The organism is Robertmurraya massiliosenegalensis JC6, from assembly GCF_000311725.1.
Classification (GTDB): domain Bacteria; phylum Bacillota; class Bacilli; order Bacillales; family Cytobacillaceae; genus Robertmurraya; species Robertmurraya massiliosenegalensis.
Genome location: NZ_HE978512.1, coordinates 589202 through 603033 on the forward strand (window position 1 = coordinate 589202; position 13832 = coordinate 603033).

Annotated in this window: 15 protein-coding genes; 5 read left to right on the plus strand and 10 right to left on the minus strand. The window is 38.6% G+C overall.

Features of this window, described 5'->3' with window-relative positions; all coding sequences use genetic code 11:
* Positions 1 to 17 precede the first annotated feature (17 nt).
* From BMSHG_RS09120 to BMSHG_RS09155, 7 genes are all read right to left on the minus strand, one after another.
* Complete coding sequence (locus BMSHG_RS09120) at positions 18 to 470, minus strand: hypothetical protein (protein WP_019154143.1); 453 nt, start codon at positions 468 to 470, stop codon at positions 18 to 20.
* Entirely contained in the window at positions 451 to 1227 is a 777-nt protein-coding gene (locus BMSHG_RS09125) for a MurR/RpiR family transcriptional regulator (protein ID WP_019154144.1), read from the minus strand. The genes BMSHG_RS09120 and BMSHG_RS09125 overlap by 20 nt, the downstream gene beginning before the upstream one ends.
* 123 nt (positions 1228 to 1350) lie before the next feature.
* Positions 1351 to 2664: a 6-phospho-alpha-glucosidase gene (locus tag BMSHG_RS09130; RefSeq protein ID WP_019154145.1), complete on the minus strand. Its 1314-nt coding sequence runs from the start codon at positions 2662 to 2664 to the stop codon at positions 1351 to 1353.
* A gap of 47 nt (positions 2665 to 2711) precedes the next feature.
* Positions 2712 to 4361: an alpha-glucoside-specific PTS transporter subunit IIBC gene (locus tag BMSHG_RS09135; protein ID WP_019154146.1), complete on the minus strand. Its 1650-nt coding sequence runs from the start codon at positions 4359 to 4361 to the stop codon at positions 2712 to 2714.
* 748 nt (positions 4362 to 5109) lie between these two features.
* A complete protein-coding gene (locus tag BMSHG_RS09145; RefSeq protein ID WP_019154148.1) occupies positions 5110 to 5451 on the minus strand; it encodes a zinc ribbon domain-containing protein YjdM in 342 nt (113 codons plus the stop codon).
* 81 nt (positions 5452 to 5532) lie between these two features.
* Entirely contained in the window at positions 5533 to 6621 is a 1089-nt protein-coding gene (locus BMSHG_RS09150; protein WP_019154149.1) for a sensor histidine kinase, read from the minus strand.
* Position 6622: 1 nt separating this feature from the next.
* Complete coding sequence (locus BMSHG_RS09155) at positions 6623 to 7309, minus strand: response regulator transcription factor (RefSeq protein ID WP_019154150.1); 687 nt, start codon at positions 7307 to 7309, stop codon at positions 6623 to 6625.
* A gap of 172 nt (positions 7310 to 7481) precedes the next feature.
* Here BMSHG_RS09155 and BMSHG_RS09160 point away from each other — a divergent pair, with 172 nt between their 5' ends.
* From BMSHG_RS09160 to BMSHG_RS09170, 3 genes are all read left to right on the plus strand, one after another.
* Positions 7482 to 8480, plus strand: a complete 999-nt coding sequence (locus tag BMSHG_RS09160; RefSeq protein WP_019154151.1) for a DJ-1/PfpI family protein — start codon at positions 7482 to 7484, stop codon at positions 8478 to 8480.
* A gap of 207 nt (positions 8481 to 8687) precedes the next feature.
* The gene (locus tag BMSHG_RS29050; protein ID WP_235776346.1) at positions 8688 to 8930 is read left to right on the plus strand and encodes a hypothetical protein; all 243 of its coding nucleotides are present in this window, start codon (positions 8688 to 8690) and stop codon (positions 8928 to 8930) included.
* Positions 8931 to 8950: 20 nt separating this feature from the next.
* Entirely contained in the window at positions 8951 to 9568 is a 618-nt protein-coding gene (locus tag BMSHG_RS09170; RefSeq protein WP_019154153.1) for a DUF2306 domain-containing protein, read from the plus strand.
* Between the two features lie 132 nt (positions 9569 to 9700).
* Here BMSHG_RS09170 and sda read toward each other — a convergent pair whose 3' ends face one another.
* Entirely contained in the window at positions 9701 to 9859 is a 159-nt protein-coding gene (gene sda, locus BMSHG_RS27470; protein WP_019154154.1) for a sporulation histidine kinase inhibitor Sda, read from the minus strand.
* A gap of 190 nt (positions 9860 to 10049) precedes the next feature.
* Here sda and BMSHG_RS09180 point away from each other — a divergent pair, with 190 nt between their 5' ends.
* Together BMSHG_RS09180 and BMSHG_RS09185 are read left to right on the plus strand one after the other, a co-directional pair.
* On the plus strand, positions 10050 to 10289 hold the full coding sequence (locus tag BMSHG_RS09180; protein WP_019154155.1) for a helix-turn-helix domain-containing protein: 240 nt from the start codon (positions 10050 to 10052) through the stop codon (positions 10287 to 10289).
* Positions 10290 to 10522: 233 nt separating this feature from the next.
* The gene (locus tag BMSHG_RS09185) at positions 10523 to 11947 is read left to right on the plus strand and encodes a carbon starvation CstA family protein (RefSeq protein ID WP_019154156.1); all 1425 of its coding nucleotides are present in this window, start codon (positions 10523 to 10525) and stop codon (positions 11945 to 11947) included.
* A 91-nt stretch (positions 11948 to 12038) separates the two neighbouring features.
* Here the strand turns inward: BMSHG_RS09185 and BMSHG_RS09190 are convergent, their stop codons facing one another.
* Entirely contained in the window at positions 12039 to 13013 is a 975-nt protein-coding gene (locus tag BMSHG_RS09190; protein WP_019154157.1) for a sensor domain-containing diguanylate cyclase, read from the minus strand.
* Positions 13014 to 13105: 92 nt separating this feature from the next.
* Positions 13106 to 13714 carry a LysE/ArgO family amino acid transporter gene (locus BMSHG_RS09195; RefSeq protein ID WP_019154158.1) on the minus strand — a complete coding sequence of 203 codons (609 nt, stop codon included), beginning with the start codon at positions 13712 to 13714 and terminating at the stop codon, positions 13106 to 13108.
* Positions 13715 to 13832 lie beyond the last annotated feature (118 nt).

A 13832-nucleotide genomic window follows, 5' to 3' on the forward strand; every position in this document is an offset into this window, starting at 1 on the left:
AAAAATGACCACCTTTCTTATGAAAAGATTGTTAATTTTAATAAAATAAATCCAGCAAATAGTGATAATACAAGGAGAACTCCTGCCACTAGCTTTTCAACGGTTGTTAATGGTTGTGGAATTGAAGTGGATGGGAGCTTTCTTTTTGCTAAAAAAGCAAGAATCACCATAATGATATTCCCTACAACTAATTGAGAAATCAGCATAAACGTAAGGAATCGGTCTCCTCTCCCTTTTCTCACTCGTTCCTCTTTTGGGATTTGATTAAGAAAATGACCCCATATCGGATTAATAAAACCAATCAACATAATAACCGCATAGATGGGCTGTGAATTCAAAAAACCTTCAATTGATTGCTCGCTACCCTGTATGACTAAAAATAAATAAACCACATAGAGAATGGGAATCAGTACCGATAATATGAGGATTGTTGTATACCATTTGTTTGTGTTATTCTGTTGTATCTTCATTATCGTCTCGCTCCTTTTCAAGCGCAAAATTCAAATATCCTCTATAAATAAGGTCTAGAATAGAAAATAACCCGATAAAGGATCGATGTTCAAAACCATAATATCGCCCAAGCTTTGTCGACTCATAGTAAACATTGTACGTAGAAAGTTCTGCTAGCTTATTATTTTTGAAGCTAGTAATTGAAAGTGTCGGAACCCCTCGGAAAGAGAGTTGCCTAACACTATTCATAATATTGGTCACATCACCGCTTAATGAAATGATCATGACAAGGTCGTTCTGCTTAATTCGAGAAAGAAGAATATCAAATTCCCGTTCTGCTGGGATAATGAACATCTTTTTATCACAGGCAATGAGATTGCGTGATAACTCTTCCATTGCATTCTTTTGACCCCAGCCAGTTGCAAAGCCATAAATGGTTTCTGCCTCATGGATATGCTGATAAACCGGTTCCATTTGATTCTGTTTAAATAATTTCCTTGTCATCTCGATCTCTTCTACTTGAATGTCAAATAGATTTTGATGTTCTTTCATCTCTAATTGTTCGTTTTTTAGACTATACTTAAACTCACTATAACCACTAAAGCCTAATTTCTGTGTCATTCGTAAGATTGAAGACTTAGACATAGCACATGCCTTTGCCAATTCCATTATACTCATATTGCTACAGGCATCGATATGATTGAGAACATATTGTAATGTTTCTAAATCATTTTCTGTTAATTTATCATAATGTTTGTTGATTAAATCCTGAAGCATACTCATTCCCTCCAACAAATCGCATAACAATTCTATTATAGCCTTTTATCGGGAGAGAGCATAATAAATACCAGTTTACAAATAGGGGGAGAGCCGCTCGTTCGACTTCTCCCCTTTTTTTGATTAATGCAATTCTGGCCAGTACGCTTTATTGGCTTCAATTAATTCATCTAATACTTGTTTTGCCACCTCTGCGTTTGGAACAGTTCTTGATAGCGTTAATGCTTGCCATAATTTTTGATAGGATTGCTCCATCCATGCTTCTACCACTAATTTTTCAACAGCAACTTGCTGTTCCATTAATCCTTTTTGGAAACGAGGAATTTCACCTTGTGTTAATGGTTCAGGTCCATTCGCTCCAACGACACATGGTACTTCAACCATCGCCGTTTCATCAAAATTAGAGATAGCACCCTTGTTTTCTACAATTAACAACATTCTTTCATGGGTGTTGTAAGCAATTGCACGTGCTAAATCAATGATATAAGAAGCATGATCTCCCGCTTTTAATGTTGTCCCTTCTGATGTTCCAGCTTCCACTATACGGTTACATTCAGAGAATACATTCTTTTCTCGACCATCTATGACCATATTGGCTCGCGTATAATTCGGGTCAGAATGCTCCACTTCTTGATTAGGGAAGAAATAATATTTTAAATACGTATTCGGTAATGTTTTCGGATCAAGCGCTTGTGTATCCTTTGCTGCTTGGAATGTTCGTTGCCAGCTACCATCACTGTGAATACCAACATCATAACCATTCTCTTGCACATGTTCGATTAATTGTGGCATTAAATCATTTCCTTCTTGGTCACGAATATCTGTCCACCAACCAAAATGGTTTAAACCATAGTAGCGAATGTTCATTTCTTTTCTAGATGAAAGTCCTAATATTTTTGCCATTCTTGCTTCAATTCCGATTGGCATATCACAAATATTAAGGATTTTAGAATTTGGACGCAATCTTCTTGTCGCTTCCGCTACAATCGCCGCTGGATTCGAATAGTTGAGCATCCACGCATTTGGTGAATATTTCTCCATATAATCGACCATTTCAATTACGCCACCGATAGAACGCATTCCGTAAGCAATTCCACCAGGCCCACACGTTTCTTGCCCAACAAGACCGTATTTCAATGGGATCTTCTCATCTAATTCCCGCATTTCGTATTTCCCGACACGGATATGCGCCATTACAAAGTCAATATCACTAAATCCTGTTTCTGGATCCGTTGTTGCCACAAACTCGATTTCTGGTGCTCTTTCTTTAATCAAAATCTCACATGCATCTGCGACAATTTTCTGTCTTGCTTCGTCATTATCATATAGTTTAATTTGGCGAACGGGGAATTTATCCAGATTATCTAGCATTAATAAAACGATACCTGGTGTATACGTACTACCTCCGCCTGCAATGGTGACTGAGAATTTTTTCATGAATATCTCTCCCTTGATGTTTATTTATGTTTCTCTGCCTTAACTCTTCAATTTCCTTGGTGTGCCAAGAGTTCAAATTGTTCTCTTACTTGAGGAACTGAAAGTCCAACGATTACTTGAAGTGCTTTGCCGTTTCTAACCACTCCATGGGCTCCGCCGGCTCTAAAAGCTTCGTCTGGTTGGACGAGATTAATATCTTTCACACTCACTCTTAATCTTGTCGCACAGTTACTGATGGTTTCGATATTATCACTGCCACCTAATGCCTCTAAAAACAGTCCAGCTTGTTCTGTATACTGATTTCCGCCATTTGCAGTCGCTAATGCTTCCCCTTTTTCAGCGGCCTTTTTTGCTTTGTAATCCTTCTTCGTAAATAACTTCGCTTCTTCATTTGCCTCTTCTCTACCAGGCGTCTTTAGATTGAATTTCTGAATTAAGAAACGGAAAACTAAGAAATAGATAACGGTAAAGCTAAGTCCGATAACAATTTGTGTTACATATGTTCCCCAATGATTAGAGAAAAGTGGAATCCAGTTCTTTGATGCCATCGATAATAGTCCGCCACCAAAGTCTCCAACTACTCCAAACGCATACATCGTTGCAGACATTGTTGCTGCGAGTAACGCATGGATAACAAATAATACAGGAGCTAAGAATAGGAATGTGAATTCTAATGGTTCTGTAATCCCAGCAACAACGGCTGTTAATGTTACTGGTAAAATAAGCGCCAACACTTTCTTTCTGTTTTCCTTTTTCGCTGTAAAGTAAAATGCTAATGCAATTCCCGGTGCTGCAAACACTTTAGAGTTTCCGTGTAAGGCAAATCCACCTTCAGGGAATAATGTCTTCAATGACTCTGTTGATTGACCAAACTGGACGATATTTTCCATCCAGTATTTTTGAAGACCGCCTTCAACAATTGCCGGTCCAAAGTTGAATGGAACGTAGACAAAATGATGTAAGCCCGTTGGAATTAGCAGTCGCTCCAAGAAAATGTAGAGCCATACTCCAAATGTTCCGGATGTTGCCATGAAATCTTGTAGGGAAGAAATTCCTGTTTGTACCATTGGCCATAACCAAGCAGTCAATAGAGCAACCGGAATCATGACGAAGTATCCGATAATGACCACATATGCAGAACCTTGGAAAATCCCAAGCCAGTCTGGTAATTTTGTATCGAAGTATTTGTTGTGCAACCAAACGACAATGGATGCGACCACGATAGCACCTAAAATACTAGTATCTAATGTTTTAATTCCTGCAATCATTTTAAGACCACTATCTCCGCCAACTTCAGCTGCGAAGTCGACTCCAAATGTTGAGCCAAAATATTGCAATATATTTGAAACGAAATAATTAAATGTTAAATAAACAACCAATGCTTCCATCGCCGCTCTAGCATTTGCTTTCTTTGCTAGACCAATTGGAAGTCCGATGACAAAGAGCAATTCCATCTGATTAAAGATCGTCCAAGCTCCACCTTCTAGAACATTCCATACGCTATACCATGTTGTCCCCTCCGTTGCGAGACCACCAACGATTAATGGGTTTTGCATAATAATCGTAAGGGCGACCATAATACCTGCAAAAGCGAATAATGAGACCGGTGTAAACATGGCACCGCCAAAACGTTGAATTTTTTCCAAGACAATCACCTCTTTTTTGTTTAATCCATTTCTTCCATGCCCTTGTCCCATTAAGAAACGAACATCTTTATATCTTCTAGTATGAGGCTATAACCAGTAGATATTTGTTTCTCCATTGAAAAAGATGCATGTTGAAATTGACTTCGTTGTTTTATTCATTGCCTTACACTTGCATTATCCGATCTTCAGAAAACGTTTTCAATACAATCAAAGGATAATGGACTATCGATCGTTTTTCGGGAATCTTCCCGTTTGCTGGGAAATTTCCCTGCGTTATTTTTCTACAGACGAATCTGGTGAAATGCGCAATTAATCCCGAAAGGTACGCAATTAATCGGAAATCCTACGCAATGATCACCGAAAGGTACGCATAACCCTAGAAAACCTGCGCAATCCCGGTCTGCCTCTACATTCTGAAGCAGTTTTCCATAAAAAAGATCCTACAAAATGTAGGAAGCTTCCGGTTTGACGAATTTGATCCAAACATCTCTCACCCTTAAGCGGAATTTTTCCTGTTATCTCCTCGATGGAGTCCCTTTTAGGAGAAATAACGGAAGATTTTCCGCTTATGGAGAGCAAAATCGTTTATTTTGGCATTTTTTGAAGGAATAGCAGGAATTTCTCCTGTTATTTCGGCTCTTTTTCATGATGTTTGCTTATTAAGCGGAATTTTTCCTGTTATTTTTTCATAGCGATACGCCAACTGTTTATACGAACACTTATCCACAGGTCGAGGGAACTTATAAACTCTTGGACAATAAAAAAATACAGCGGATTGCTTTCGTCCGCTGCATTTCGTTTAGATTTTCTTTACAAATTCTGTTTTCAGTTTCATAGCGCCAAATCCATCAATTTTACAATCAATATCATGGTCACCATCGACTAAACGAATATTCTTCACTTTCGTTCCTTGCTTTAAGACAGATGAGCTTCCTTTAACTTTCAGGTCTTTAATGACCGTCACTGTATCTCCATCATTTAATTCATTTCCGTTGGCATCTTTAAAGACTTTCTGTTCTTCCCCGTATTCCCCGTCACTACTTAGTGCCCATTCATGCGCACATTCTGGACAAACAAGAAGGGCTCCATCCTCATATGTATATTCAGACTGGCATTTTGGACAATTAGGCAAATTACTCATTTGATTTCCTCCACAATTAAAATGGTTTCTTTATATATTACTATAACAAAAAGTAGGTCGAGAAAGAGGAAAATTCGTGCTTTATGGTGAACATTTATTCTCTATCGGTAGCCAACCTGTTATTACTGCACCTCCATCAGGATGATTTCCTGCCACTAAATCTCCACCGTGCTGTCTGATGATTCGCCTTGAAATGGTCAATCCTAAACCCGTTCCTCCTGTTGAGCGATTTCTCGATGACTCCCCACGATAAAGTGGTTCAAAGACATGTTCAAAATCACCTGGCAAAAAGCCTCTCCCTGTATCTTGAACGGAGAAGATGAATTTATCATTTTCCTTTTTACTTGTCACATAAATCTTCCCATGACTTGGCGTATGTCTAACCGCATTATCTAATAGATTATTCATCGCACGTTCTAGCAAATGGGCATCCCCCATTATAGACATACTATTTTCTACATAATCCAACTCAATTCTAATATTCTTTCGTTCAGCTTGTAGGCCAATATTTTCAATCGACCTCTGTAAAATGAGGAAAACATTAACTTCAGCCTTATGGAGATCCGAGCCATGGAATTCAGACTTCGTAAACGTAAAAAGGTCCTCAACTAGTTGATCGAGTTGGGCAGATTTTTCTTGGCAAACAGCTAGATACTTAGCTCTCTTATCTGGAGTATCAGCAATTCCCTTTTCCAAACCTTCTAAATAGCCTCTTAAGGCAAATAACGGAGTACGCAAATCATGAGCCAATGCGGCAATTACAAATCTTCTTTCATCTTCTAACTCCGTCTGCTTTTGAAAAGATTCCTTTAGCCCTTTCACCATCACGCTAAATCCCTCATGAACATCTCGAATTTCTGTAATGCGTGATGTGGACAACTGGACCTCTAAATCTCCTTCCGCAATTTGCCTAGCACTTTGACTCATATGCTCTAACGGTTTGAGAATATACTTTCGATACATTCCCCAGACGAATAGGAAGGCGAGAAATAAGCCGATAAGCACTCCAATCATTAAGGTCATTTTGGAATCCGTTTGTGTTATAGAAACTTTTCCAATGCTCCATGTGTTCATTACAAGTAAATGGGTAGCAACATAAAATACCCATGGAAATGTGAGGATGAGAAGTAAGGATAGAATGGTAAATGTACGAATTCGAATTGTTTTCATGTTATTCCCCTTTAAAACGATAGCCTACGCCCCAAACATTGACGATAAAATGCGGTTCGTTTGGATTGGGCTCGATTTTTTCACGAAGGCGACTTAAATGAACACGAACTGTGTGCTTATCACCGACTCCTTCCCAGAATTTCTCCAATAATTGCTCATAGGAAAAAACAAATTTGGGGTGTTCGGCAAACAATTGGAGTAAATCATACTCCTTCGGTGTTAATGAAATGGGTCGTCCGTCTACCAATACCTCTCTTGTGGACAAATCCAACGTTAGTCGCCCGTAATCTAAAATCTTGAATTTCGCAGCCATCTGAGAATTAAATCGTCTTAATACTGCCTTTACTCTTGCCACAATCTCCCCTGGTGAAGCTGTTTTCACGATATAATCATCTCCTCCAAGTGCGAGCCCGCGAATCTTGTCTACATCATCACTACGCGCACTTAAGAAAAGGATCGGGACATTATTTTCCAGCCGAATCTGTCTACATAGCTCAAAACCATTTTGCCCTGGCATCATAATATCGAGGATCATGGCGTCAATAGTTTGGTTCTCTATAACCTTTAGAGCCTGTTGTGCATCATTGGCGGTTGCGACTTGGAATCCTTCCATTTCTAAAAAGTCTCTCATGAGATCAACGATACTATTATCATCATCCACTACTAAAATGGTTTGTATATCCTTCACGAACTCCCACCTTACTTTCGCTGCCAATTAAAATTTACCCTTAGTTTATCATTTTACTTACGAAAGCAGTCCCATTGTGATTATTTTGTGATCCTTTTGATCGACCATTTGAGATAACTACTCGTTATTCTAGCAGTACAGAAATTAAGATAAAGTAACGGAGGTTACCAAAATGGAGATTCAAATTGTACTATTCGATGGATTTGATTTGCTAGATGCCATTGCTCCTTATGAAGTTTTTACGGCGGCGGCAATGTACACGGACGAGGAATTAATGGTCAAGCTTGTGTCAGCAGAAGGAGAACGACTCGTGACAAGCGGAGTGAATCACGTTCAGCTTCAAGCAACCGATAAATTAAATATAAATAAGAAAGGAATTATTGTGATTCCAGGTGCATCTGGCTCTGTACATGATCACGGGCTCGATTCCATCCCAGTCAAATTAAAAAAAGCGGCTGAAAGCGAATTAGGGATGTTGCTAAAGAACGTCCTAGAAAAACCCGATATCCTTCTTTCTACTGTATGTGGCGGCTCTCTTATTTTAGCCATGACTGATCTATTAGAAGGACGCCATGCTGTTACTCATCATATGGGAATGGAGCTTTTGAACGCCTCTAATGCCATTGCTGTGAAGGCACGAATCGTAGATGATGGAGATCTGATCACAGCAGGTGGTGTTACTTCTGGGCTCGATCTTGCGCTCTATTTAGTTGAACGAGAATTAGGACCCCAAATTGCACATGCCGTTGAGCAACTATTCGAATATGAACGGAGAGGGACAGTTTGGAAAGCTGAAGGAAAAACACCTATAGAACTCCATAATGATCCGATCATAGAAGCAACTCATCCCCCCATATCAACAAAAGACAATACTGATTTTCTAGGAAAATGGGATACAACGATCACCACTCCGATTGGCAAACTTTCCGTCATGTTTGAGATAGACAGAATAAACGGACAATTGGTTGGAAATGGGAAACATGGGAGTGATACCGTACCTTTGGATCATCTCATACTAGAAGAGCATCAATTAAAATGGTCCATGAAAGTAACGAAGCCGATGCGTCTAACCTTAAAGTTTTGCGTATCGATAGACAGAAACCGCATGACGGGTGAAGCGAAGGCTGGGATGTTACCACCATCTAAACTAACTGGAGTACGAATCTCGTAAATGGGAGTGATCACATTGTATTCAATCCTAGTGTTTTTTCATATCATAAGTGCTTTATTTTTAGGGGTATTTCTTTCGTACCCCTTTATTTTGCATCGTCTATTTGCTCTAAAGGGGCATGAATTAAAGACTACTCTGACCACTATTTTGGCATTTTCTAGAGGGGGGCATTACGCCTTAGTTTTTCTATTGGTTTCAGGAGTTTGGATGACGATGATGTATTCTTCCTATCCATCAACTCTATGGCTTATCGTTGCCATGATACTGCTCATCCTCATTGGTGGCTTAATGGGCATGTTACTTGGACAGTTAAAAAAAGGAATGCAAGCTGAACAACCTGAGATGTACTTACTTGAACACCGTACAACGTTAACGTGTTATGGATGGTGCCTATGTCTATTCATCATAGTGGCCATCTTCATTATGACCAATCGAAATTTATTTGTTTAAGCATCCAGGGAGGAAAGATTTTGAAAAAATTCATTAAAATTATGATTATCATCGTTCCATTCATGTGGATTCTCCATACATTATCGAAAAACTTTATGGTTGATCCGATGTTTGAATCCTTTATGTCGAGAAAAGATTCGCTTTTACACAATCAATCCCTTTGGATCGCGATGATTCGTGTCCATATTTTGTTAGCCGTCATTTCCCTTCTTACTGGACCATTGGGAATTCTTAAAAAAATAAGGGTGAAATCTATAAAATTTCACCGTTGGAATGGACGATTATACGTCCTTTCTATTATTCTCAATTTCATTCCTGGAGTATATGTCTCGTTTTTCGCAACCGGTGGTTGGCCAAGTACAGTCGGATTTCTTATTTTAAATATTCTGTGGCTCGGTACGACGCTCTTGGGCTATTGGCATATTAAAAATAAAAAGATTGTACCTCATAGTCAATGGATGATTCGTAGCTTCTTTCTGTCATTTGCCAATATGACGATCTATATCATTGTCGCAATTGCTCATCACATCACTCATATTCCTTATGGAACATCCTATATGATTGCGGTTTGGCTTTGTTGGATGATCAATCTCGTTGTTGCAGAAATGATCATACGGAAAAAAATTGTTGCTCCATAAATGAAACAACAAAAAAAGAGCTATTTACTTTGTGCGTAACGACTCCTAGTATAAGACGGAATGGCTGGCACTAGAGCCATTCCAAACCACAATCCGTACGAAAACAGTCTTGATTAAGACTTTGGTCGGTGATTATTTCTTTACTCTATTCCTTCCCATGTTTTCCTCAACTTGAAGTCCCCGTTGCTCCATTTCATCTTTAAGAATTTGAATAAAGTCTTGGTCAAGCTTCAGTTGAACAGCAAGCTGATATGTACGCATAATGTCTTCATTCTTAAATCCCGTAAACATATTCCCCTCCTAATAAATTATTTTTACTACATAATAATCTGACTTCTGAAAGACAGATTGGAAGCAAGAATAAATTCATCAAGTTCACCATTTATATGTACGCTTATACGTACATACAATACCTTTATTATATTGTACGCTTAAGTGTACAGTCAACTTTAGAATGAAATGAGTGGAAGGGTGGAAAATAGTGAAGAAAGTAGTCATCCGTGTTAATGATTTACTCCATAAATACAATATGTCAATTAGTGAACTCCACATACGTACAGGGATCCGCAGAGCGGCATTGAGTGAACTCGCTAACGGGAAACGAGAACGAATTCAACTGGAGCATATTGAAAAAATTGCAAATACTCTTTCCATAGATGATATTCGAGATATCATCACATTAGTTGATGTTCCTGGCGATTTTGAGGAACCTGAACTCTAAAAAAATGTAAAATAAATAAAGCGCAATTCCGAAATGGATTGCGCTTGTTTTACTTTTCTACACATCAAAACCCTTCCCCTCATATATGAACTTATTGTTTTATCCACACTCTTCTACCAAAAACAGACATTATTTTATTTTTCTGAAAAAATGATTGATGATTTGAGTTATTTTTGTTAGTATAATAATTATTTTCTGAATATTTAAGTTTTCATCATCAGGGGGCTTCTTATATGCTTACATTTCTTTCATCTATTGTACTCTTAATTTTAGGCTATGTCGTATATGCAAAAATCGTCGAGCGCATTTTCGGGATCGATCCTGAGCAAAAAACACCTGCCTATACGAAGGAAGATGGTCTTGACTATGTGCCGATGCCATGGTGGAAGGGCTGGCTTATCCAATTATTGAATATTGCTGGACTTGGTCCGATCTTCGGTGCATTAATGGGTGCTTTGTATGGACCTGTTGCGTTCATTTGGATTGTCATTGGTTGTATATTTGCTGGGGCGGTTCATGATTATTTTTCCGGCATGATGTCCCTTCGTCACAACGGTGCTCAATATCCAGAGCTAATCGGACGTTATTTAGGGAAAAATATGAAATTTATCATTAATATTGTTTCTCTTGTTTTAATGATTCTTGTTGCAGCTGCCTTTACGGCTGGCCCTGCACAATTAATTTCCCAACTTACTTCGTTGTCATTTGGTACCGTTCTTATCATGATCTTTGCTTACTTTTTACTAGCAACAATCCTGCCGGTAAATCAAATTATTGGCAAAATCTATCCCCTCTTTGGTGCAATCTTAATTTTCATGGCCGTCGCCATCGGAGGCGCTCTATTATTTTTCGACACACCTATTCCTAATCTCACACTGGCTAATCTTCATCCACAAGAACTGCCTATTTGGCCATTATTAATGGTTACGGTGTCTTGCGGAGCAATCTCTGGATTCCATTGTACGCAAAGTCCCATTGTTGCTAGAACACTTAAAAACGAACGTGATGGTCGTAAAGTATTTTACGGAGCCATGATCGGTGAAGGAGTGATCGCCCTGATTTGGGCAGCAGCAGGGATGACATTCTTTAACGGAACAGAAGGATTACAAGCAGCCATTGCTGCGGGGGGCCCCGCTGGTGCAGTAAACGAAATTTCCACTTCCCTTTTAGGAACATTAGGTGGCATTTTAGCCGTATTAGGTGTGATTATCTTACCGATCACAACAGGGGATACAGCTCTACGTTCATCCAGGATGATTTTAAAAGAAATGGTAAATGGAAATAAGAAAACCGATTGGAAGCAGGCCTTATACTTTTCCATTCCTGTCGCAATTCCTGCATTTTATTTATCTACCATTGACTACTCTTTTTTATGGAGATATGTCGGCTGGTCCAATCAACTCGTTGCAACAGTAACACTTTGGGCAGCAACCGTCTATTGTTTACGCAAAGGAAAATTCCATTGGATTTGCGGGATTCCTGCTTTATTTATGACAGGGGTTGTTGGGACTTACATTTTCTATGCTCCGGAAGGTTTCCATCTAAATTATCACGTTTCTGTCATGATTGGATTAAGCATTACATTGGTTGTCACAGCCTGGTATATATACAAAATCATAAGTAAAGAGCGACAGATAAAAATTGAAACGGCAGCATAACTTATATGACAAAGAGGCAGTGTCTTAACTGACACTGCCTCTTTAACAAAATCCTGAATGGGGATAAAACAACTTCTCTTTTATCATTTCCTCACTTAACGAACAGAAGTGATTTTTCTGGAGAAGGGCATTCTTTTTTGCCATTTTTCTCACGATACATTTTTGCATCTGCTTCCTTTAATAGTTGCTCCATTACCCCTTTCGAAGAAGCACCGTATGCATATCCGATCGATATTTTAATCTCAGAAAGGGCTGGCCCCTCTCCAATAAGTCCCATTTCAAACCGGACATCTTTTATAAATTCTTCTGTTTGCAAAATACTCACATTTGGAAGAAGAATTGCAAATTCATCGCCACCTATACGAGCAATGATTGCGTCTTCTTGTGCGTGGGTTTTAAGACGTATCGCCGTTTCTTGTATTAATGCATCCCCGATTTGATGCCCATACCGATCATTAACAAACTTCAACTCATCTAAATCAGCCACGATGACTGCTATTGGAGTATATTCATTTTCATCATAATCCTTCATCATTGTTTGAAAAAATTCACGATTATATAGATTTGTTAGTGCATCATGAGACGATTTATATTCTAATTGCTGCTGTAAGGCTACTTTTTCATCAATGTTCCGGAAAACACCTTGTACGGCAACAAAATGTCCTTCCTGAAATACGGGTGTAGCATATTCCTCAAACCATATATATTGGCCATGATGGTTCCTAAATCTCACTTTAATAGGATCAGAAAAATTCAGCGTACCTTTCCTCTTTTTCATCAAAATTTCACGATCATCTGGATGAACGATATCAAATATTTTCTCAGGATTAAGTAGATGTTCCTCTAATGTATTCGGTCCAATAAGTTCATTAACAGTGGAACTTAAGTAACGATAGTTTAATTTCGGCACTGTTTCACAGTAATAGATAATATCACGTACATTTTCTACTGTTTCAATAATAGGCTGTAAATAATTTACCTTCTGCTGCAGCTTTTTATTATGGTTATATAGTGTTAAGCAAGTAAGTAGTAGTCCAATCATCACAACTGCAATAATACTCCACATGAAAAACTTCCACTTCCTTCAAGTAAAATTATTACTAATCTACTATATTATACTAAATGGAAGGATTCAATCTGTGAAGTAGTTTTACAACTTTAAATAATAATCTGATAGCCCAAATAAGTCGCCATCCCCCAAATAATGAGGGCAGATAGTTGGTTCACTCGTTTTAACAACTTGCCATCACGATCGAGCTGTCCTATTTTTCTTCCTAGAATCGCTAAGAAGAGAAACCAAACAAATGAGACCGTTATACATGCCATCGTGAAGAACCACTTATCTTCTCCTGTATACGCAAGTGAACTCGTGCCGATTACTCCAATCGTATCCATAATCGCATGGGGATTAAGCAAGGAGACTGACGCAGCAAATGTCATTTGCCTCTTTGCGGAAAATCGCTTTTGTTCGCCATTTTTCTGTTCAGGATTACTTCTCCACATGACAAATCCCATATAGATTAAAAAGATTAAACCAATTAAAAATAGGGCTACTTTTAACCACTCAAAATTCAATACGACTAATGAGACTCCCTGCACCGCTAACAGAATTAGAATGGCATCACAAATACCTGCTGTCAAAATAGCTGGACTCGCCTGTATCAGTTTCTTATGGGTAGCCCCTTGGTTGAAAATAAAGACATTTTGAACCCCTAACGGCAAAATTAAGCCAAATGCTAAGAGCATTCCATGAATAAGTGCTTGCATCTCGTTGTCCTCCACTTTTCTTCTAGAGTACTGGATCATAAACGTCCTGTCTGCAACCAATTGGATGGTCCCCGACCCAACCAATCTGCTAAAATAAAGAAAACTTTTAAAAAATAGA